This window comes from Komagataeibacter diospyri, assembly GCF_043995075.1.
Classification (GTDB): Bacteria; Pseudomonadota; Alphaproteobacteria; order Acetobacterales; family Acetobacteraceae; genus Komagataeibacter; species Komagataeibacter diospyri.
Map to the genome: position 1 here is coordinate 1,238,237 of NZ_CP171836.1, position 17,636 is coordinate 1,255,872.

Annotated in this window: 29 protein-coding genes and 1 tRNA gene; 14 read left to right on the forward strand and 16 right to left on the reverse strand. The window is 60.6% G+C overall.

All coding sequences use genetic code 11. The features are described from left to right. Window position 1: 1 nt before the first annotated feature. Together ACE2AA_RS05695 and ACE2AA_RS05700 are read right to left on the reverse strand one after the other, a co-directional pair. The gene (locus ACE2AA_RS05695; RefSeq protein WP_395371626.1) at window positions 2-1,279 is read right to left on the reverse strand and encodes a D-alanyl-D-alanine carboxypeptidase family protein; all 1,278 of its coding nucleotides are present in this window, start codon (window positions 1,277-1,279) and stop codon (window positions 2-4) included. Then, window positions 1,276-2,295, reverse strand: coding sequence for a lytic transglycosylase domain-containing protein (locus tag ACE2AA_RS05700; protein WP_193557638.1), 1,020 nt, complete (start codon window positions 2,293-2,295; stop codon window positions 1,276-1,278). Before ACE2AA_RS05700 ends, ACE2AA_RS05695 begins: the two co-directional genes overlap by 4 nt. 289 nt (window positions 2,296-2,584) lie before the next feature. On the opposite strand from ACE2AA_RS05700, the gene ACE2AA_RS05705 reads away from it, so the two are divergent. Both ACE2AA_RS05705 and ACE2AA_RS05710 read left to right on the forward strand, forming a co-directional pair. After that, complete coding sequence (locus ACE2AA_RS05705) at window positions 2,585-3,160, forward strand: DedA family protein (protein WP_141260283.1); 576 nt, start codon at window positions 2,585-2,587, stop codon at window positions 3,158-3,160. Next, window positions 3,157-4,251: a D-alanine--D-alanine ligase gene (locus ACE2AA_RS05710; RefSeq protein ID WP_395371628.1), complete on the forward strand. Its 1,095-nt coding sequence runs from the start codon at window positions 3,157-3,159 to the stop codon at window positions 4,249-4,251. The genes ACE2AA_RS05705 and ACE2AA_RS05710 overlap by 4 nt, the downstream gene beginning before the upstream one ends. Window positions 4,252-4,269: 18 nt before the next feature. Here ACE2AA_RS05710 and ACE2AA_RS05715 read toward each other — a convergent pair whose 3' ends face one another. Beyond that, window positions 4,270-4,728 (reverse strand): MlaD family protein, encoded by a 459-nt coding sequence (locus ACE2AA_RS05715; RefSeq protein ID WP_141260285.1) that lies wholly within the window; start codon window positions 4,726-4,728, stop codon window positions 4,270-4,272. A 123-nt stretch (window positions 4,729-4,851) separates the two neighbouring features. Between ACE2AA_RS05715 and ACE2AA_RS05720 the strand changes: the two genes are divergently transcribed. Continuing rightward, complete coding sequence (locus ACE2AA_RS05720; protein WP_141260286.1) at window positions 4,852-5,694, forward strand: undecaprenyl-diphosphate phosphatase; 843 nt, start codon at window positions 4,852-4,854, stop codon at window positions 5,692-5,694. Between the two features lie 113 nt (window positions 5,695-5,807). Here the strand turns inward: ACE2AA_RS05720 and ACE2AA_RS05725 are convergent, their stop codons facing one another. Beyond that, entirely contained in the window at window positions 5,808-7,037 is a 1,230-nt protein-coding gene (locus ACE2AA_RS05725) for a mechanosensitive ion channel family protein (RefSeq protein ID WP_141260287.1), read from the reverse strand. A gap of 178 nt (window positions 7,038-7,215) precedes the next feature. Between ACE2AA_RS05725 and ACE2AA_RS05730 the strand changes: the two genes are divergently transcribed. Beyond that, window positions 7,216-7,290: transfer RNA gene (locus ACE2AA_RS05730), tRNA-Met, on the forward strand. A gap of 62 nt (window positions 7,291-7,352) precedes the next feature. Here the strand turns inward: ACE2AA_RS05730 and xerC are convergent. The 11 genes from xerC to ACE2AA_RS05785 all read right to left on the reverse strand — a co-directional run bounded on the left by xerC (window position 7,353) and on the right by ACE2AA_RS05785 (window position 12,831). Then, a complete protein-coding gene (gene xerC, locus ACE2AA_RS05735; RefSeq protein ID WP_395371631.1) occupies window positions 7,353-8,465 on the reverse strand; it encodes a tyrosine recombinase XerC in 1,113 nt (370 codons plus the stop codon). Continuing rightward, window positions 8,437-8,745 carry an AlpA family transcriptional regulator gene (locus ACE2AA_RS05740; protein ID WP_081500376.1) on the reverse strand — a complete coding sequence of 103 codons (309 nt, stop codon included), beginning with the start codon at window positions 8,743-8,745 and terminating at the stop codon, window positions 8,437-8,439. Before ACE2AA_RS05740 ends, xerC begins: the two co-directional genes overlap by 29 nt. Then, window positions 8,742-8,978, reverse strand: a complete 237-nt coding sequence (locus tag ACE2AA_RS05745; RefSeq protein WP_132304341.1) for a hypothetical protein — start codon at window positions 8,976-8,978, stop codon at window positions 8,742-8,744. The genes ACE2AA_RS05740 and ACE2AA_RS05745 overlap by 4 nt, the downstream gene beginning before the upstream one ends. Then, complete coding sequence (locus ACE2AA_RS05750; RefSeq protein ID WP_132304343.1) at window positions 8,975-9,226, reverse strand: hypothetical protein; 252 nt, start codon at window positions 9,224-9,226, stop codon at window positions 8,975-8,977. Before ACE2AA_RS05750 ends, ACE2AA_RS05745 begins: the two co-directional genes overlap by 4 nt. Then, complete coding sequence (locus tag ACE2AA_RS05755; RefSeq protein ID WP_162851919.1) at window positions 9,223-9,360, reverse strand: hypothetical protein; 138 nt, start codon at window positions 9,358-9,360, stop codon at window positions 9,223-9,225. The genes ACE2AA_RS05750 and ACE2AA_RS05755 overlap by 4 nt, the downstream gene beginning before the upstream one ends. Continuing rightward, window positions 9,357-9,932 carry a chromosome partitioning protein gene (locus ACE2AA_RS05760; protein ID WP_395371634.1) on the reverse strand — a complete coding sequence of 192 codons (576 nt, stop codon included), beginning with the start codon at window positions 9,930-9,932 and terminating at the stop codon, window positions 9,357-9,359. Before ACE2AA_RS05760 ends, ACE2AA_RS05755 begins: the two co-directional genes overlap by 4 nt. Then, complete coding sequence (locus ACE2AA_RS05765) at window positions 9,929-10,498, reverse strand: hypothetical protein (RefSeq protein ID WP_395371636.1); 570 nt, start codon at window positions 10,496-10,498, stop codon at window positions 9,929-9,931. Before ACE2AA_RS05765 ends, ACE2AA_RS05760 begins: the two co-directional genes overlap by 4 nt. Continuing rightward, on the reverse strand, window positions 10,495-10,782 hold the full coding sequence (locus tag ACE2AA_RS05770) for a hypothetical protein (protein ID WP_395371638.1): 288 nt from the start codon (window positions 10,780-10,782) through the stop codon (window positions 10,495-10,497). Before ACE2AA_RS05770 ends, ACE2AA_RS05765 begins: the two co-directional genes overlap by 4 nt. Beyond that, window positions 10,779-11,063 (reverse strand): hypothetical protein, encoded by a 285-nt coding sequence (locus ACE2AA_RS05775; RefSeq protein ID WP_395371640.1) that lies wholly within the window; start codon window positions 11,061-11,063, stop codon window positions 10,779-10,781. Before ACE2AA_RS05775 ends, ACE2AA_RS05770 begins: the two co-directional genes overlap by 4 nt. Window positions 11,064-11,162: 99 nt before the next feature. Further along, window positions 11,163-12,029 (reverse strand): hypothetical protein, encoded by an 867-nt coding sequence (locus ACE2AA_RS05780; protein ID WP_395371642.1) that lies wholly within the window; start codon window positions 12,027-12,029, stop codon window positions 11,163-11,165. A 40-nt stretch (window positions 12,030-12,069) separates the two neighbouring features. Then, the gene (locus tag ACE2AA_RS05785; protein ID WP_395371644.1) at window positions 12,070-12,831 is read right to left on the reverse strand and encodes a LexA family protein; all 762 of its coding nucleotides are present in this window, start codon (window positions 12,829-12,831) and stop codon (window positions 12,070-12,072) included. Window positions 12,832-12,927: 96 nt separating this feature from the next. On the opposite strand from ACE2AA_RS05785, the gene ACE2AA_RS05790 reads away from it, so the two are divergent. Both ACE2AA_RS05790 and ACE2AA_RS05795 read left to right on the forward strand, forming a co-directional pair. Continuing rightward, a complete protein-coding gene (locus ACE2AA_RS05790; RefSeq protein ID WP_132304361.1) occupies window positions 12,928-13,188 on the forward strand; it encodes a hypothetical protein in 261 nt (86 codons plus the stop codon). A gap of 32 nt (window positions 13,189-13,220) precedes the next feature. Continuing rightward, window positions 13,221-13,505 (forward strand): hypothetical protein, encoded by a 285-nt coding sequence (locus tag ACE2AA_RS05795; protein WP_395371646.1) that lies wholly within the window; start codon window positions 13,221-13,223, stop codon window positions 13,503-13,505. A 1-nt stretch (window position 13,506) separates the two neighbouring features. Here the strand turns inward: ACE2AA_RS05795 and ACE2AA_RS05800 are convergent, their stop codons facing one another. Further along, window positions 13,507-13,776 carry a hypothetical protein gene (locus tag ACE2AA_RS05800; protein WP_395371648.1) on the reverse strand — a complete coding sequence of 90 codons (270 nt, stop codon included), beginning with the start codon at window positions 13,774-13,776 and terminating at the stop codon, window positions 13,507-13,509. 129 nt (window positions 13,777-13,905) lie between these two features. On the opposite strand from ACE2AA_RS05800, the gene ACE2AA_RS05805 reads away from it, so the two are divergent. The 8 genes from ACE2AA_RS05805 to ACE2AA_RS05840 all read left to right on the forward strand — a co-directional run bounded on the left by ACE2AA_RS05805 (window position 13,906) and on the right by ACE2AA_RS05840 (window position 17,636). Beyond that, on the forward strand, window positions 13,906-14,259 hold the full coding sequence (locus tag ACE2AA_RS05805) for a hypothetical protein (protein ID WP_395371650.1): 354 nt from the start codon (window positions 13,906-13,908) through the stop codon (window positions 14,257-14,259). A 285-nt stretch (window positions 14,260-14,544) separates the two neighbouring features. Further along, on the forward strand, window positions 14,545-14,859 hold the full coding sequence (locus ACE2AA_RS05810; protein ID WP_395371652.1) for a hypothetical protein: 315 nt from the start codon (window positions 14,545-14,547) through the stop codon (window positions 14,857-14,859). Next, window positions 14,856-15,089, forward strand: a complete 234-nt coding sequence (locus tag ACE2AA_RS05815) for a hypothetical protein (RefSeq protein ID WP_395371654.1) — start codon at window positions 14,856-14,858, stop codon at window positions 15,087-15,089. The genes ACE2AA_RS05810 and ACE2AA_RS05815 overlap by 4 nt, the downstream gene beginning before the upstream one ends. Before the next feature lie 45 nt (window positions 15,090-15,134). Further along, the gene (locus ACE2AA_RS05820) at window positions 15,135-15,377 is read left to right on the forward strand and encodes a hypothetical protein (protein ID WP_395371656.1); all 243 of its coding nucleotides are present in this window, start codon (window positions 15,135-15,137) and stop codon (window positions 15,375-15,377) included. Next, a complete protein-coding gene (locus ACE2AA_RS05825) occupies window positions 15,374-15,619 on the forward strand; it encodes a hypothetical protein (RefSeq protein ID WP_395371658.1) in 246 nt (81 codons plus the stop codon). Before ACE2AA_RS05820 ends, ACE2AA_RS05825 begins: the two co-directional genes overlap by 4 nt. Then, entirely contained in the window at window positions 15,616-17,148 is a 1,533-nt protein-coding gene (locus tag ACE2AA_RS05830) for a replicative DNA helicase (protein WP_395371660.1), read from the forward strand. The genes ACE2AA_RS05825 and ACE2AA_RS05830 overlap by 4 nt, the downstream gene beginning before the upstream one ends. 2 nt (window positions 17,149-17,150) lie before the next feature. Then, window positions 17,151-17,345 (forward strand): hypothetical protein, encoded by a 195-nt coding sequence (locus ACE2AA_RS05835; protein WP_395371662.1) that lies wholly within the window; start codon window positions 17,151-17,153, stop codon window positions 17,343-17,345. A 6-nt stretch (window positions 17,346-17,351) separates the two neighbouring features. Continuing rightward, complete coding sequence (locus ACE2AA_RS05840) at window positions 17,352-17,636, forward strand: hypothetical protein (RefSeq protein WP_395371664.1); 285 nt, start codon at window positions 17,352-17,354, stop codon at window positions 17,634-17,636.

Genomic DNA, 17,636 nt, shown 5'->3' on the forward strand with positions numbered 1-17,636 from the left:
CCTAGCCGTGTCCCAGCTTGCGACCCAGCACGGCCGAGGCACGGCCCATAAGCCCAAGCCGTGGCACTGCGGCCCCCGCGACCAGCGGAATGCGGATTTCCGCAAGCCCCGTATTGGTAATGACCATTTCACCCAGCTGCTGCCCCGCCACGACCGGCGCGGGCACGGGGCTGCGGTAATCCACGCCGACATGCACCCGGTTCTGCCAGCCATGGGGCAGCGTAAGCGTCACGTCACGGGTTGCCACCAGCGGTACGGTGGGCGCCTGCCCCAGCCATACCGGGGCATTGTCCACCACCGCGCCGTTATGGATCAGGGTCGCATTTTCAAAATTGACGAATGACCATTCAAACAGCCGCTCGCCCTCATTGGCGCGCGCGTTGCTGCTGGGCAGGCCGTTGATGGCCATGACCACGCGGTTGCCGCCGCGTTCGGCGCTGGCGCACAGGCCGAAGCCACCGGCGTCGGTATGGCCGGTCTTCAGCCCGTCGGCCACGCCCCGGACTACCAGCGCGTTGCGGTTTTCCTGCGTTATCTTGTTGAAGGTGAAGCTTCGTTCCGAAAAGAAGTGATAATATTCAGGAAAATCATGGATCAGGTGCATGGCGATGGTCGCGACATCCCGCGCGGACATGTAGTGCCCGTCCATGGGCCAGCCTGTGGCGTTGAGGAAATGGCTGTTGGTCATGCCCAGCTGCGCCGCCTGCGCGTTCATCATGCTGACGAACTGGTCTTCCGACCCCGCGATGCCTTCGGCCAGCACGATGCACGCATCATTGCCCGACTGGATCACCATGCCCTGTATCAGGTCGGACACCGCGACGGCCCCGCGCAGCGGCACGAACATTTTCGACCCCTGCATCCGCCATGCCTTTTCACTGACCGGCAGCGTCTGTTCCAGCGTAAGCCTGCCCGCGCGCAGCATGCTGAACACGACATAGGCCGTCATCATCTTGGTCAGCGAGGACGGCGGCATGCGTTCATCCGCTGCCTTCTCCAGTATCACGGCCCCCGTGGTGTAATCGACAATGCACGCCCACCGCGCGATGGTGTCGATCGGGCCGATCAGGCTGTTGGCCGGGGATGACGGTATCGCGGGTTCGGCCGTGGCAGGCGTTGCCGTGGCGGGATGGCGACGGCGGCCCGCAGCCCATACGGGGGTGGATACAAGAAGGCTGGTGGCCCCAGCCAGAAGAAAACGTCGGGTGTGCATTGCATCCTTGGTCCGGTAGGTCCCAGCCGGGCGCGCGGCCACGACTGGCGTGACAGGGTCCGTCACGCGATTTCGTTCCCCAGCAGGCCAACGGCCAGCGCATAGAAATCGGATGGATTATAGCGACGGATCGCGGCGAAATTACGATAGACCATGAAGGCCTCGCCCCCCGGCCCGTCGGGGCGCAGGACGGCACCGGTATCGGTCGGGCGGTCAAAGGGCGCGCCACCCATCTGCCGCACGCCCATCGCCATCCATTCCGCCAGTGTGCGGGTCTGGGTGCGGCCCAGCGTGGACTGCGCCACAGTGTCGGGCACGATCACCTGCTGCCCCCAGCTTTCGCCTCCCACCCATCCGGACCCGGCAAGGTAGTTGGCGATGGAGCCGAACACGTCCGCCACGGAATGCCAGATGTCACGCCGCCCGTCGCCATCGATATCAACGGCATATTTCGCGTAGGCCGAGGGCATGAACTGCGGCTGCCCCATGGCGCCGGCATAACTGCCGGTCATGAGTTCGGGGGTAATGTCGCCTGCATTAAGGATCGCCAGCGCGTGGAACAGTTCGTCATGGAAGAATTTCGCGCGCCGTCCCTCGAACGCCAGGGTGCACAGCGCGTCCACCACCGCGAATTTGCCCGTAATCGCGCCATAGCCCGATTCCAGCCCCCATATGCCCATCACCGCGCCGGGGGCCACGTCGTACCGGGTCAGCACCTGCTGTTCCAGAATCGCACGTTGCTGTGCGAAGGCCGCACGGCCATCCGCGATCTTGCGCTGGGTCAGCACGCGGTCGCGGTACTGCGCCCATGTCAGGTGGAATTCGGGCTGGTTGCGGTCACGCTGTATGACCTGCATGTTCGGCGCGGACAGCGCCAGCGCCCGGGTCACGGCATCGGCCGTCAGCCCCTGGCGAATCGCATCGCGCCGCACGGTGGCCAGGAACGTGGCGTAATCACCGCCCGCCGTGGCGGGTGCGCCCCTGCCCGGATGGTGCGCCGCGCGCGCGGGCACGAGCCATGAGGCGCCAGCCCCGGCAAGAGAGGCGGCGGCGGCATGAAGAAGGCGGCGACGTACAAGCATTCCAGATGCTGTGCCACGGCCTTGCGCCCGTTTCAATGTCTGACTTGCGTATACGTCAATGTCTGGCCCGCCCGCGCATGGCACAGGCATGACCATGTACACGCTGCGACACAATTTCGCGTTTGTGACGGCAGGCGAAGCATGTCACAAGAACGCCCGTCGTCATTTCCCGTTGGCCTCTCATGGCCAATGTTTCCCATGCCCGCATGCCGGGCCGACTGAAGGGCTTTTGCTTGCGTAGTTACGGTTTTCCCATCCCGCACGGTCGGGACACGCTGGAACTGCGCGCATGCCCACGCTGACCGCCTATCTCATGGCGGCCGGGGCGTCGCCTTTCATGCAGGGGCTGGCGATCATCATCGGCACCTTCATACTGGAAGACGCGGCAACCATCATGACCGCCATGCAGGTACGCACCGGGCATGTCGATGTCACGGTGGCGCTGGTGGCGCTGTATATCGGCATTGTCGTAGGCGACATGGGACTGTACGGCATGGGCAGGCTGGCGGCCCTGTGGCCCCCGGCGCGGAAATGGATCACCCTGCCCGGCGGCGCGCAGGAAGGGCAGTGGTTCGACCGCAACGTGTTCCGCATCGTGTTCATCAGCCGCTTCGTACCCGGCGCGCGCTTGCCGCTTTACACCGCGTGTGGTTTCTTCCGCGCGCGGTTCGGGCTGTTCTGTATCGCGGCGGTGCTGGCGACCCTGATATGGACCTCCATGCTGTTCCTTGTCTCGCTGCAGGTGGGACAGTTCCTGATCGATCACCTGGGGACATGGAAATGGGCCGGCATGGCCGGTTTCATCCTGACCATATTCCTGATCAGCCGCATGATCGCACGTTTGCAAAGTAATGAGACCCGATGACCGACGTAACCACAGCCATTGACAGCGGACCAGCAAAGCAGGCCGGGACCCCCACGGTTTCCGCGTTTGAATTCTGGCCAGGATGGATCTTCTATACCCCCATCGTGCTGTACTGGATCATTCTGGGGCTGTGGCACCGCGATTTCAGCCTGCCCACCGCGGCCAATCCGCGTATCGAGACCGGTGGCCTGTGCGGGGAAAGCAAAAGCTCGATCCTGGACATGGCAGGCGACGTGGCGCGCGAATGGATCGCCCCCTATGCCGTGCTGACCACGGGGCGTGACGACCTGCCACGCGCGCTGGCGGCGATGAAGGGTGCGGGCCTGTCCTTTCCCGTCGTGCTCAAACCCGATATCGGGTGCAATGGCACCGGCGTGCGCATCATGCGCGACGAAGACAGCCTGCGCGCGGGACTGGCCGATTTTGGCCGTGACGTGCCGGTCATGCTGCAGCATCTGATCCCCTACGGGCATGAGGTCGGGCTGTTCTACATCCGCCACCCTGACGAGGCGGAAGGCCGCATCACCTCCCTGACCTACAAGGAAGTCCCGTGCCTGACCGGCGATGGCACTGCCACGGTGGAGGAACTGATCCACGCCGATCCCCGCACCCGCCTTGTCCCCCACATCTACCTGCCACGGCTGGCGGCGCGCCTGCATGAAGTCCCGCCAGCGGGACAGTCACTGCCGCTGGTGTTCGCGGGCAATCACTGCAAGGGCTCGATCTTCCATGACCGCGCGGTGGACATAACACCCGAACTGCGCGCGCGGGTGAATACCATCATGCGCGACATTCCCGATTTCCATTTCGGCCGGATCGACGCCAAGGCCCGCAGCCTTGCATCCCTGCGCAAGGGCAAGGATTTCCAGATCATCGAAATCAATGGTGTGGGGTCCGAGGCCACCCATATATGGGATGCCCGCACCACCCTGCGCGATGCTTACATGACGCAGTTCATGCATTACCGAGAGACCTTCCGCATCGGCGCGAAGAAACGGCGTGAGGGATGGAAAAGCAGCGGGGCGATGGCGATGCTGCGCGCGTGGCTGCGCCAGCGCAGGCTTATGGCGTCCTACCCGCTGAATGACTGAGCGGACCAGCCTGCCCCCTCAGTCACTGGGCAGGCCACCATTGCCGAAGATGTAATTGCTGACCTGCTGTTCCAGACTGAGCGGTTCACGCGTATTTGTAATGACCGCGCCGGGCTTCAGCCTGTCCGCGGATTGCCCGGGCTGCACCAGCAGGGCGGTGTCCGCCGTAAGCGTCGGGCTGCCGATTGAAAGGGTTGTATCGTCCGGCAGCGACAATGTACGGTCCAGCGTGAAGCCTACATTGGCCATGTAGGTTGTCGGGTCCAGCGCGATGGAGGTCACGCGCCCCACGGGCACGCCGTCCATGTCCACACTGGCCCCGACCGCCAGCCCGTTTGCCGAAACGAAGCGCGCCATGACAGGGTAGCGGTCCCGTGTACCGCCGCTTTGTGAAGCGCGGGCGTACAGACAGAACCCTCCCGCAACCAGAAGGACAAGCCCGCTGGATATGATCGCGCCACTTCTCTGCCTTGCCATGATGGCTCCCTGCCCGATACGGCGACACGCCATCCCGAAATCCGCCGCAATGCCGGGCGATGGGAAACCGGCGCTATGCCTTGCCTTATCTTTTCATCCTACTGCGTCATGGACGGGCGGACAATGACACTCATCCAAGCTATTATCATTGCAATCATTCAGGGTTCCACAGAACAGTTTCCCATAAGCAGTCTGGGGCACGCCGCCATCGTGCCCGCCATCCTGCACTGGCCCGTTGACCTGCATGGGGAAATGTTCCTGCCCCTGCTCGTCATGCTGCATCTGGGCACGTGCGTGGCCCTTCTGGTTTTTTTCTGGCGCGACTGGGTGGCGCTGTTCACCGGGGCCGCAGGCCGCCATGGCGTTACCATACAGATGGACAGCATACGCATCCTTGCGCTGCTGATTGTCGCCACCATTCCCGCCGTGCTGATTGGCGGGCTGTTTGAACATGCCATCCGCAGCCTGTTCGGCACGGCGCGGTATGCAGCGGTTTTCCTGACACTCAACGGCATCATGCTGCTGCTGGTGGACCGGATGCGCGCAGGCCTGCTGCCCGCCAGCAACCGCTCGCTCGCCTCGCTGGGGTTTGGGGAGGCGCTGGTGATCGGCCTGTTCCAGTGCCTGGCGTTCTTTCCCGGCCTGTCGCGTTCGGGGGCGTGTATCGTCGGTGGCCTGCTGCGTGGGCTGTCGCATGAAAATTCGGCGCGGTTCGCCTTTCTCATGGCGCAGCCGGTCATACTGGCCGCCACCGTGCTGGAGGCGCTGAAGCTGCGCCATGCCCCGCCCCAGCCCGAACAGATGCACATGGCGATCATCGCATCCATCGTGGCGGCTGTCGTGGCCCTGGTGTGCACCGGTATCCTCATGCGTTATTTCCGCGATCATGAAGACTGGGCGCTGCGCCCGTTTGGCTGGTACTGCATCGTGGCCGGTGGGGCCGCATTCGCTTACCTGTCCTTCTGAAGACTGATAAACGTTTCCGGGTGCCGCCTTTTTTCAGAAAGGCGGCATTTCCCGAATCTTTTTCAAGAAAGCTTCTTCAGAAACTTCTTTATATCCCAAGGCTCCGGACGCGGTCAGCCGTGACCCTGCCCACCATCGGTCATGCTCATGCCCCCGCCGCTCGTGCCGCTGCGTGGCCCCATATAGGCACCCGGCGGCGGACGCTTGACGGGCGGTGACAGCATGCCCGGATCCCCCATCACATCCAGCCCCGATACAGATGCCACATGCGATATGCGGTCACGCGGCAGGGCCTCGGGACATTCATCGCGCAGGAAGGCCAGGATCTGTTCACGGATTTCACACCGCAGGTCCCAGCTCTGCATGGCCGAACGGGCACTTGCGATCACGCGGATCGTCATGACATGGGCATTGCAGTCTGCAACCTGCACCGCAAATTCCTTGCCATCCCATAACGGGGCGGAATGCACGATTTCGCGCAAGCGTTCACGGATGCGGTCCATGGGCGCGTTGAAATCCACATACAGGAACACTACGCCAATCAGGGCCGCCGAATTATGGGTCCAGTTCTGGAACGTGTTTTCAAGGAAATACGAAATCGGCACGATATGTCGCCGCCAGTCCCATACCCGCAGTACGACATAGGTGGAGGTAATTTCTTCCACCCACGCCCAGTCACCATTGATGATGATCAGGTCTTCCATGCGGATGGGCTGTGTCATGGCGATCTGCATGCCCGCGAACAGGTTGGTCAGCAGCGGACGCGCGGCAAGACCGACCACCAGTGACGCCGCACCGGCGGACGCGAACAGGCTCAGCCCGTACTGCCGCACCGGCTCAAACGTCATCAGCGCAGCCCCTATGGTCAGCAGCCCGATCAGCAGGTCCGTCGTGCGCCGCAGCACGCGCACCTGGGTCATGTGGGTGCGCAGCAGGATGTCGTCCTTGTCATCCTTGCCATTGATCCGCTTGAGATACGCATCGGACAGGATGCGCGTGGCGACCACGGCCGCATAACCCAGCATCAGCACGAACAGCACCACCAGCGTATGCATGGTGGCCTGCATGATGTCATAGGGCAGGCCCGACACCGGAAGTGCCGTGCCAACAAACACGATCACCAGCATGATGCGCACGGGGCGCTGCATGGCCATGGTGAAGGAACGCACGAAGGCCCCGCGCTTCTGCCCCGGTATGCGCAGGATCAGTTTCGTGATGAACCGGCTGAACATCTCCGCGACCAGTCCCGCCACGCACAGCATGAGTATGGAGGACAGCAGCCCCGGCAGCCACCCGAAGAGGTGCCGGATCTTGGTCAGGAGTGCCAGGAATTCTGTTTTCACGAAGGGTGCGCAGCCTTTTCGGGTTGTTCGCGGATTATGGGCGGGGCCACCAGTAGTACCCCCTGATGGGGGTGCGTGACAAATCGATGGGGTTTTCGGGCCTTTATCATCCCCGTTTTCAAAACACGGGTTGACTTGCCCCAACAGCACGGGTATTCCGCACTCATCCTAACGCGATGGCGGTGTAGCTCAGCGGTAGAGCAGGGGAATCATAATCCCTTGGTCGGCGGTTCAAATCCGTCCACCGCTACCATCACGTTAGGGTTTATCCTCAAAGACTTAGACAGCTTTTCTACGGCTTGGCCGGTATCGTTGTTAGTCACTTTTTTTCCCCTGTTCAGAAATGTTAGTCACTCCCCTCTTTTCCTGCCGCTGCTCCAGGGCGCGGTTGGAGAGCTTGGCGATGGCATTCACAGCACGGGTTTTCTGCTCGGCATGACGTACATATACGCTCACGGATGCGGCCGTAGTATGTCCTGTAATCGACATGATTTCCCGTTCCGTGCATCCCATTTCTGCCAACCATGATGCCGCTGTCGCCCTCAGGCCATGCCACACGATTCCTTTCAGCCCAGCAGATCGGATTGCTTTACTGACAGCGGATTGAAACTGTCCCAGTTCCCAGGACCTTCCTGATGAATCTGTCAGGATGGTATCTGCGGTCCTTAGAGTCAGTTCCCTTTCAAGGGCGATTTTCAGTTCGGGGTGGCAAGGTATCCATACCTTTGCGCCGGTCTTCTCCTGCACTACCTCAATCACGTCCCCATCAAAGGCGCTCCAGGTCATGGCAATCTGGTCGATCCCACGCTGTCCCGTACCCAGTGCAAGCAGAAGGGGCAGTCGAAACTGCGGCTTTTCCCGCAGGAAGGTCTGAATTTCATCACGCGTCCATGCCCGATAACCCGGACCGGTCTTGAGCCGTTTGGGACGAAGGGCCGGATTATCGGAACGCATGCCGATCTCGATGGCGTAGCTCATCAGGATCGAAAGCATCGATACCGTTTTGTTGGCACGGCGTGGACTGGGAATCGGTTCGTCCCCTTCTGTCCGGCCTGGCCGGAACGCGTAGCGATCCCGGACCAGTCTGACAGCCGCCCTGTCCAGATCAGACACCAGCGCCATGCCGAAATCATCCTCCAGCGGTTGAAGAAACTTTTCGTAGTCCTTCCGCGTGCTGGGCTTGAGCTGCGTCCATTCCGGTGTTCCCCGATAACGGGCGATCAGTTCGGCCAGGCTGCCGGGAATAATGCCCGGCCGAGGTCTTTCGCTTTGCTCAAAACGGTTATGGATTTCCTGGTAGGATTTCAGAAACTCGGGGCTGCCTATCTCGCCCGCGATTCGCAGGCGAACACCATCTCGACGGTAATAAGCGTATTTTTTGCGACGGGCCTGATAGGTATTAACGTAAGGTAGAACGACGTTGGCCACTGGTCTTTCCTGCCGCTGCAGCTGCAGCGGCCCATGAGTTGGTTGTCTGCTTCTTTTCGGGGTGGGCTGAGACAGCCTGCCCTTTTATCCGATCCATCCATGCATCCAGTTCTTCAATGAACCAGACGACCCGTCGGCCAGAGATATGATGGGGCTTCGGAGCATTGCCTTCGGCGACCTCACGCCGCAGCGTGGTGACACTGATGCCGCCCGCATATGCGGCCGCAAGTTCTTCACTCATGGCACGCGGCCAATATGGCAGGCGTGATGCGTCCTTCATCTCGTATCATCCTTCCGCTTATCAGAAGTCCAGGCCTGCGTACCGCGCGCCCGGATCAACTTGCGTCCGTTCTCGGTGACAAGGCTGCCCCGAAAGACAATGCAGCATGGCCCGTCGTCCTCGCGCGTGACGCCAACATACTCGCCCCGGCCATTGCCATGGATTTCGACGCTGTAGATTTCTTTGCCGAATTCAAGGCCCTGCAGGATGGGATGGTTGGACAGATCGCTCATGCCGTCACCTGCCCGCGCGTTGCACTAGATGGCATGGTATAGCCGAGTTGGCCCTGACTGGCGGATATCGCGAGCCTACCTTCGCTGACCAGAATGTTCAGCATGCGGGTGACATGGCTCTGCCGCTTCAGGCCGGGCATGAAGCGCCGCACCGTCGTGGCGGGAATGACACCGGCACCGGTGTATCGGACCGCATCACGGTGGGCGCCAAGCACCTTGTCCTTCATGGTGAGCTGACGGCTATTCATGGCAGCGCCTCCAGCACGATCAGGATCAGGCTGCCCCAGATGACACAGAACAGCAGCACATGCGCACCGACTTCCTGTGCCGTTGGCAGGTTGTCGCGGATGCGGTCAAGGTGATGGTCGGGGATATGGATCATGCTTCCTCCATCACGCGGAAAGGTGTTTGGGCCGGACCGGGCGCATGGAACGGTACGGGCTGCCAGTCGGGCAGCTTGCCGACCAGCCATTCCCGCAGTTCGCCAACCTTTGCGGGCGGTTTGCCGTGGCCGTCCGCAACAAGCAGGGACAGGGCACGCAACTGATCGCCCGACATTCCCCCCAGTATTTCCGGCACATCGAGACGGGGCATGCTGTAGTCGGCATCCATCAGGGCGCCAATCCATTCGGCCCGGGCATAATAGTCCTGTGAATACGTGACGGTGTTTTGCCTGTGTTCAGGTGTGACGTGAACGTCGCGCGCCAGGGCCTCGCATGCCAGCCGCGCCAGCTGGTCGGCTGGCGGGATGATGATGTCCCCTGCCCTGTCCACCAGTCGTGCCAGTATGTCGGTCTTGAGGGCGTCCCCCGCCGTGACGCGAATAAGCAGCGCGGTCAGGGCCACATCGATGCCGGGCGTCTGGTTGCGCAGGGCGTCGTGCAGGGCGCGTGTACGGACCTTGGCCAGCACATCGTGGCCATGCCTGGTCAGTTTGATCGCGGTGTCGGTCACGACGATACCTCTACCTGAAAAGGATTGGTCTTCTCGTAATGGAAGGGTCGCCGCACGCCAGCGCTAAACCGTTCGGCCTGTAACAGGGCGCGGCTGAGCATGTTTTCAGGCGTCCGGCTTTTGTCCTCAATCAGAATGGACAAGGCTCCCAAGGCATAGGGCGCACCGCACCCGACGGCATCAAATGCATAATGGCTTTCACCGACCTGAAAATCGGATTCAATCTGGAAAAGGCGTCCTTCAATTCCGACCAGAAAGCAGCCTCCCCGTTCTTCGTTATTGTCGATGCGGGCATAGCCACCGCTTTTCAGACAGTTCCGAACGGCCGGAATGAATTCTGTAACCATGTAGGTAAACAGATCTACGTCCGGATGATGCTTTGGTACGGACAGGTTGTATTGCAGTAACTGCCCCATACGGAATGAACTGGTAAAGCCCATTACCACATTTCCAGCACGGAATACCTTGTTGTCCTTGCGTAGGGAAAGGTCCAGGCCTGCCACGCCGGCGCTATCTCCCATCATGTGAACGACGCCACCAGTTGCGATCGCTGCAATACACGTCATGACTGTAGCCGCCCTGCCTGCGCACATCGGAATGTCATGGCCTCGATCTCGGGGCCTTCGGTCATGAACGTGGACAGGATCAGCCTTTCCAGATCCTGCTGGCGGGCGTCGTGCATGCGCAGGTTCGCGCGGGCATATGAAGTCCGACCGCGGTCATAAGCGGACTCAGTCTCCATAAAGTAGTATCGGAACTGATGATGAATATTGAGGGCCGCCGCCTGATTTTTGGCGGACAGCAGGGCGACCAGTTCACCGGCAGGGACAGGTGTGAAATCCTGTTTCATGCCGCGCCCTGCCCGTTCTGTACCATATGGCGGGAGACGTGCCGACGGGCGATGCGGTTCAGTTCCGCTTCCTCGGCATCGATCTGGCGGTTGAGTTCTGCCGTAGCGGCGCGCAGGGCGCGACGTTCGGACATGAGCAGGGCAATGCCGACGCCCTGACGCGGCAGGGCAGCCGCCACGGCGCTTTCGGCCATCTGGCGGCGGACAATGATGTCCTGCAGGGCGTCAGGATCTCGGTGCGGGGCAGCAGCCCTGATGGGGATGATTATGATTTTTGACACGGGAAAGCTCCAACACGTGGCGTGATGGAGACATAATGCGGTGAAATCCCCGCATGTCAATAAAATATTGCGGGGATTTTACCGCAAAAAGCGCGCAGGCTAATCGTTTGTCGTGTCCGGGAACTGCCCGACAGATATAGCTAAGCCTGCAGCGCCATCGCATGCGTTCGATGAGCTCTCCTCTTGGCATGCGTCGTGATAGGCCTTGCGCTGCATCCTGCAGGATATGTTTATCTGTCCTGCTCCGGTAATATCGCCAAGAATATTGTATTTTATTGCATTCGTGCGAGCGCATTGCGAAAGGGAAGTAGCGAGCGGCAAATGAGCAGTCTGCATGTAGTTAAACGCCTTAAACATTTCTTGTTTTGTATTTTCTGCTTCGGACAGTTTGTTTGACGCCATCATTCCTTCTTCAGGCGACGTCGATAGTCTGTCGTCGCTCGCATCCGACGGTGGCGGACTATCACTTAAGGAACTTTCGGGGACAGAAGACGCAGGCGTAAACGGAGTGGGAAGATTCCAGGAATGTTCCTTTGCATAAAATGAAAGGCATTCGATTGATACTGTGCTCCCCTCAAGAGAAATATTGTATTGAATGTTTCCCGCATGCACCTCAGCTGTCTTGGCTGCTGTCAAAAGATGGATAAAAAGTCCTATTTTTTCACCGGGAATATCCTCGGCAAAGTCGTATCCTGTTAAATTGCCGCCATGAGTCTGGGTAAAACTGACGGATCCTTGACCAGGAAAATCAACATCCAGTTCTGGAGCAGAGATTGGTGTCTTTAAATGAACACCAATGGTAAACCTCTTTCCATCAGAATATAAATATAAAGTCGCATATGATGGTATAGACCTAACTATTGCATCAGAATTGGGTCCTGTTAGGACCTGCCAGTTCCCCCCGTCACTCGCTATGCGCCATGTGGGTGCCTCTTGAGCGGAAGCGGGAAATGCAAGTAGCATCATTCCTGCAGCTATCCATTCTTTTTGTAACACCGCATTACTTTCATGTGATAGAAAATTTCCCCACAGGGAGGTGTGCGCCAATAACCAGCGCGAGGGTCTGAGTATCGGCACCATCAGATCTATCGCCGAAATCACGATAATGGCGCTCACCATCCCGCATATGGCAAAGGCGTATGGGCTGTTGCCAGTTCGGGTCCGTACTTTTGGGCCATAGTAAAATGGTGCCGTCGTCCGCACACTGATAGAGCTTAAGGGTAGCTTCCATGTCTGGGCCGTCCCTGCGAATTGCCACTACGCATTCGCCTGTTTCGGGAGCGCGTCCGATATCAGAGAAATTTACAACTTCGACAACGGTACCGTTCGGGAACAACTTATTCATTGAGTCGCCGCGAACTTCCAGTCCGTATCGCGGGAGATGGGTGTACGGGCCCTTGGCGGGAACCATAATCTGATAACGGTCTGCGTCGGGTATTTCTAATGCACTCCGCCACGCGCCTCCCTGCACGTACCCACGCACCTCAATGGGCTCTACAGGCGCAGGTATCAGATGCTCGCTCACATCATTAGGCGCGTCATTGCGGGCTAGGGCCGTAACCAGTCGGGGCAAGGGAATGTTTAAAGCCTGCGCCAAGGCGGCCAGCTTTTCTGCCTTAGGGTCGTGATGCCTGCGGCGCATGTCACGAATAAAGTCCACCCCTACTTTCGGATTGATCTCTCGGGCAAGTAAACACGCCTTACGGTCGGAAAGACCAAGGGCAGTTAACCGTTCATCAATCACGGAAAGTAGGTCTGATATGCTCATGCGGGGAATATCCCGCCAATGAACCCGTTTGTCATTCGGTGTTATCCCCGCATTTTCCATTGACTATGCGGTATATTCCCCGCATATGTTTGAGTTATGACGCTCACTCTGAGACTGCTCGCCTTGTCGGAAGCCTATTGCGAAGCGAAAGGCATCGCATTGGCCACCCTGTCTGGTTATGCGCTGCGTGATTCCAGAACGCTGCCGCGCCTGAGGAATGGCGGCAGTATCACGCTGCGTAATTGTGAGCGCGTAATTGAATGGATTTCGAAAAATTGGCCAACGGACAAGGCAAAGCCGGATGGTTTGCTTCTTTTGAAATCTCCCGATGAAATATGTGAGCGAGGTGCGGCATGACTACTGAGTTTGTTCGCAGGCAGTCTGGGGAAATGGCGGACACGCTGAACCGGGCTGCGCTTCTGACGCGCCTGTCGTTTCCGGTTACCGAGGCGGAAAGGGCAGCATTCCATGCCCTTCCCCAGGAGGCACGCGCTGATATCCTCGCGCGGATGCTGGAAGCGATGCGGGTGCTGTACCAAACGCAGCCTGATGGCGTTTACTTTGTCTTCGCTGTTCCTCCATACGGCTTTGACCCGCAGACATTCTGCCTCACCGAAGGGCCGGACGGTGAACGGCACAAGATGCCCGAATACGAAACGCCGTGGCGGCCATGATTTACGTGACCTTGTTGACCGCCCGCAGTGCCGCTGCCGCCGCATCGGATACGAGCCCCTTCGCTCCCTTGCTTGCGGCTTCCAGCTTTGCAATGAGTTCATCGCGGGCCTGTTCGGGCAGATTGGGTGCGGCACGTCCGACAATCTCCACCAGCAGCGTGGTGAGGGCGCCCGCTTCCTCAAGCGCTCTCCGCTGCGGATATTCTGGCTTACCCGTCGTGGGTGCGGGTTCCCTGACTGTGCGCATTCCGGGCACGGGTGCATATGACATCGAATCCTCCATGTTTAGGTGTGGTAACCGCATGGTGGTCCGCGCGGGTCGGCCTGACAATGGGCTGACCCGTAAGGGCGGATATTCCGCGTGCGCCGGTAATGGCAGGTATTCATCGGTGAATACCTGATGGCCGCGCGGGTTGACTGGGATGCGGCGCGGGCCGAACTGGTGCCGCTGCTGGCCAAAGGGCTGCAGCATGCCGAAATTGCGGGGCGGCTTGGTCTGACCCTGTCGACGGTGAAATACCGTGTCCATTTCCTCGGTCTGTCGCGTCCGCGTCAATGTAAGCATGACGGCCAGAAATTGAACCATGCCCAGTTGAACCGCACGGCGGCCGCGCATGGCGCTGCGTACGAGCGCAAGCCCGGTGCGGCGCGTAAGGAACACATCGATCGCCGATGCTGCAACTGCCGCAGGGTGTTCGTTGCGACCAGCCGTTTCCTGTTCCGCTGCGAAACCTGCCGCCGGATGACGGACTGATGTCTGTGTCGTGTCATTTCCATTCAGGGTCGGCAGACCGCCAGCTTTCCATGCGTGTCCAGCGCGCTGGCGGCCTGCCCTTCCCTGCCCTTCACAATATCCGGGGGAAAGTCCCCCCTGACATCCATGAAGGTGTCAGGGAGGACGTCCGAGGTGTCGGGTATTTTGCCGTTTTTGTCCGAGCGCGCGGGTATTTTGGCCGATTTGTCCGAGCGCTCGGACGTTTTGCCCATTTCACCCGCGCGCGCGGGTGCATCCAGTCCGGATCGGGAGGTCAGGCATAAGATGTGCGCCGATGCGATGCGCGATGAATTCCAGAATCTGGTCAGTGCCGAGGTCAGCGCGCGGCGCGACCGTCTGGGGCTGGCCGGTGCGTTTGCCGAGGTGGCGCGTGCGCTGGGCTTTACCGTGCGCCGCGTCCGCGCGTGCTGGCACCATGAGGTGCGTGTAGTCACGCTGGCCGAATGGCAGGCCGTGCGCGAACTGGGTGCTGTCCGTCTGGCGCAGGAAGAAAGTCGCCTGCGGCATGAAGACGCGCTGATCCGCCAGCGTCTGGAAAACATCCGGCAGCGGCAGGCCGCACTGCGGGACCTGCTGTGACGCATGCCTTTTACGTCTGGATCAGCGCGTCCGTTTTCGGCGTTCCCGTGTGTCTGGTGCTGGTGATGCGCCGTGGCCGCGCGTGGATCGTCCTCAAGTTTTTCCGGCTGATGCTTGGCGCGCTCGACGCGTGGGCATTGCGGGAATCCGTCATTCTGGAACGCAGGACCGAACGGCTTGAGCGCATTGCGCGCCTCAAGGTCCGTCTGCGCCGGAACCTGTTTCACTGATGGGCCGGCGTGCCGCATGCACGCGCCCCGCGCAGGGAGAATACAATGCCAGCTATTGCCATAGACTGGGACAGGCTTGACCCCATGTTGCGCCAGCTTTCGGGTATGGGCGTATCGGTTTCCACCATGGCGCGGAAGATGGGCATTTCGACCCGTGCCGTGCGGTCGCGCATGCAGCTGCTGGGGCTGAACAATCAGGTCAGTGTCGCCATCACGTCTTCCGGTCGCACCTATATCGGGCGCGGCCGCTTCACGCTGCCCCGCTCTGGCGGAAGGCGTTCGTCATGATCGGCGCGATGCTGACGGCAGCCGAAATGTATGCCGTGCTGAACAGCCGCGTGCGTGAGGCGGGCGGCGTGGCGAAACTGGCCACGAAAACCGGCCTGAACCTACGTACGCTGGCCAATGCGGTGAACGGGCACAAGGGGTTGGGCACATCCGTGCCGCTGGCGCTGGGTTATCGCCCGGTCACGGTTACGATGTACCAGCCGTTTTTCATGCCCCCTGCCCCAACGGATGACCAGTCATGAACGGCCCCGCTCCCCTGTTTGGCATGGCCCTGCGCAACAGGCCCACGAATGTCGAGGCGGAAAAGGCCCTGTTGGGCGCGATCCTGACCAATAATGCTGCGTTCGGGCGCGTCGAGGAAATCCTTGAGCCTGAACACTTCTACATTCCGCTGCACGGCGCGATCTATGGCGCCATGCGCACGCTGATCTGGGCGGGCAACGTGGCCGACCCGGTCACGCTGCGGCCAAAGTTTGAAAACGATCCGCTGCTGCCGACTGACATGACGGCAGGCAAGGTGTTCGCCACGCTGCTGGGCAGCATGGTCGGCATCACCAACGCGGCGGATTATGCCTGGGCGATCCGTAGCGCATGGTTCCGGCGTAATCTGTTTGACGTGTGTTCCGAGACCGCGGACCTGTGCTGCATGCCGGGCGAACGGCCCGACAGCGCCATCATGGAACTGCTGGAAAGCCGCATCACCCGCATCGCGTCCGGCAGTGTCGAAATCCAGCCTACCGTGCAGATCGGTGACGCCATTGGGCAGGCCATCGAAAACGCCCGCGCCGCTGCCGAGCGTGGTGACGGGCTGGCGGGCATCACGTGGGGTTACAAGGCGCTCGATCGCATGACCGGCGGCCTGCATGCCGGTGATCTGACCCTGTTGGGCGCGCGTCCGGCCATGGGCAAGACCGCGCTGGGACTTGGCATTGCCGTGCGATCGGCGGCGGCGGGTAATTCCGTGCTGTTCTGGTCGGGTGAAATGCGCGCCGCGCAGCTGGGGGCGCGTGCCGGCGCGGCATGGGCCGGTCTGTCCACGCTATCGGTCTTTACCGGTCGGCGTTACGACATTCCGCCGCATGTCGATACCTCCCAGCGTGAACCGCTGGCTGATTACCAGTGGCGGGAACTGGAGGAAGGCGAGCACGCCGCCGCCAGCCTGCCGCTGCGCATCGATCATCGCTCCGGCATCACGGTGGCGGAACTGCGCACGCAGGCCCGCGCCATGAAGCGGTCGAAACAGGGGCTGGACCTGATCGTGGTCGATTATGTTGGCCTGCTCAGCGCCTCGACTGATTCGCGGTCATTCAATCTGACGCACAGGATGACGGAAATTAGCAAGGACCTGAAAAACCTTGCAGGTGAACTGGAAATCCCCGTGCTGGCGCTGGCGCAGCTGTCACGCGAAAGCGCCAAGCGCGAGGACAAGCGGCCGGAACTGACCGATCTGCGCGACAGTGGATCTCTGGAGCAGGATGCGGCCACCGTGCTGTTCCTGCACCGCGATCATTATTACCTAAACAAGCAGCTGGGCGACGGCAACATTCCCCGCAATGACCGCGAAACGGATGAAGCCTACAGCGCCCGCTGCGCCAGCCTGATCCAGCGCACACGTGACAGCAAGGGAAAGGCGACCGTCTACATCGCCAAGAACCGGCATGGCGCGACCGGCGGCTGCGCGCTCCAGTTCCAGGACATGACCACGTGGTTCCGCGATGTGGATGAAAGTGAAAACGGTCCGGCATGGACCAATACGGCGCCGGAGTTCTGATCATGCGTAAACGTTTCCGCGTATCGATCCCTGAATTACTGCGCTCTGCCCTGCTTGGCGCGCTCTGTGCCCTGGCGGGATGCTATCTGACCGGACCGCATGGTGGTGCGGTCGTGTCCCTCCTGATCATGTTTGGCCTGATGGCCGCGTGGGCATTCCTGTCCATCCTGATCCTTATCGACCGCTGGGAAGGATAACCCACCATGAAATCGCCGCGTCAACGCCCCGGAAAACATGCCCGCGTGCTGATGACAGACCGCCGCTGGCGTCTGCTTGGCCTGTCGGCCCGCGCCATGTGGCTGGAGCTGACTGACGCGGCTGATCTCATGCCGGAAATGCGCGCGCCCGTGCGCACGGCACCTGACCTGGAACAGTTTACCCGGCTTGTGGCGGCTGATGCCGCCGAAGTCGCCACCGCAATCGAGCAGCTGGTGCGGCTCGACATTCTGGAGCCTTTCCGGAATGGCTACCGTCTGAAAGCGTACTGA

Excerpts from the sequence above, each read along its gene's own strand:
- ACE2AA_RS05700 (WP_193557638.1), bottom strand. The coding sequence starts at position 2,295 with ATGCTTGTACGTCGCCGCCTTCTTCATGCCGCCGCCGCCTCTCTTGCC.
- ACE2AA_RS05705 (WP_141260283.1), top strand. The coding sequence starts at position 2,585 with ATGCCCACGCTGACCGCCTATCTCATGGCGGCCGGGGCGTCGCCTTTC.
- ACE2AA_RS05710 (WP_395371628.1), top strand. The coding sequence starts at position 3,157 with ATGACCGACGTAACCACAGCCATTGACAGCGGACCAGCAAAGCAGGCC.
- ACE2AA_RS05715 (WP_141260285.1), bottom strand. The coding sequence starts at position 4,728 with ATGGCAAGGCAGAGAAGTGGCGCGATCATATCCAGCGGGCTTGTCCTT.
- ACE2AA_RS05720 (WP_141260286.1), top strand. The coding sequence starts at position 4,852 with ATGACACTCATCCAAGCTATTATCATTGCAATCATTCAGGGTTCCACA.
- ACE2AA_RS05740 (WP_081500376.1), bottom strand. The coding sequence starts at position 8,745 with ATGAAGGACGCATCACGCCTGCCATATTGGCCGCGTGCCATGAGTGAA.
- ACE2AA_RS05745 (WP_132304341.1), bottom strand. The coding sequence starts at position 8,978 with ATGAGCGATCTGTCCAACCATCCCATCCTGCAGGGCCTTGAATTCGGC.
- ACE2AA_RS05750 (WP_132304343.1), bottom strand. The coding sequence starts at position 9,226 with ATGAATAGCCGTCAGCTCACCATGAAGGACAAGGTGCTTGGCGCCCAC.
- ACE2AA_RS05755 (WP_162851919.1), bottom strand. The coding sequence starts at position 9,360 with ATGATCCATATCCCCGACCATCACCTTGACCGCATCCGCGACAACCTG.
- ACE2AA_RS05765 (WP_395371636.1), bottom strand. The coding sequence starts at position 10,498 with ATGACGTGTATTGCAGCGATCGCAACTGGTGGCGTCGTTCACATGATG.
- ACE2AA_RS05770 (WP_395371638.1), bottom strand. The coding sequence starts at position 10,782 with ATGAAACAGGATTTCACACCTGTCCCTGCCGGTGAACTGGTCGCCCTG.
- ACE2AA_RS05780 (WP_395371642.1), bottom strand. The coding sequence starts at position 12,029 with ATGATGCTACTTGCATTTCCCGCTTCCGCTCAAGAGGCACCCACATGG.
- ACE2AA_RS05785 (WP_395371644.1), bottom strand. The coding sequence starts at position 12,831 with ATGAGCATATCAGACCTACTTTCCGTGATTGATGAACGGTTAACTGCC.
- ACE2AA_RS05790 (WP_132304361.1), top strand. The coding sequence starts at position 12,928 with ATGACGCTCACTCTGAGACTGCTCGCCTTGTCGGAAGCCTATTGCGAA.
- ACE2AA_RS05795 (WP_395371646.1), top strand. The coding sequence starts at position 13,221 with ATGGCGGACACGCTGAACCGGGCTGCGCTTCTGACGCGCCTGTCGTTT.
- ACE2AA_RS05800 (WP_395371648.1), bottom strand. The coding sequence starts at position 13,776 with ATGTCATATGCACCCGTGCCCGGAATGCGCACAGTCAGGGAACCCGCA.
- ACE2AA_RS05805 (WP_395371650.1), top strand. The coding sequence starts at position 13,906 with ATGGCCGCGCGGGTTGACTGGGATGCGGCGCGGGCCGAACTGGTGCCG.
- ACE2AA_RS05810 (WP_395371652.1), top strand. The coding sequence starts at position 14,545 with ATGTGCGCCGATGCGATGCGCGATGAATTCCAGAATCTGGTCAGTGCC.
- ACE2AA_RS05820 (WP_395371656.1), top strand. The coding sequence starts at position 15,135 with ATGCCAGCTATTGCCATAGACTGGGACAGGCTTGACCCCATGTTGCGC.
- ACE2AA_RS05825 (WP_395371658.1), top strand. The coding sequence starts at position 15,374 with ATGATCGGCGCGATGCTGACGGCAGCCGAAATGTATGCCGTGCTGAAC.
- ACE2AA_RS05830 (WP_395371660.1), top strand. The coding sequence starts at position 15,616 with ATGAACGGCCCCGCTCCCCTGTTTGGCATGGCCCTGCGCAACAGGCCC.
- ACE2AA_RS05835 (WP_395371662.1), top strand. The coding sequence starts at position 17,151 with ATGCGTAAACGTTTCCGCGTATCGATCCCTGAATTACTGCGCTCTGCC.
- ACE2AA_RS05840 (WP_395371664.1), top strand. The coding sequence starts at position 17,352 with ATGAAATCGCCGCGTCAACGCCCCGGAAAACATGCCCGCGTGCTGATG.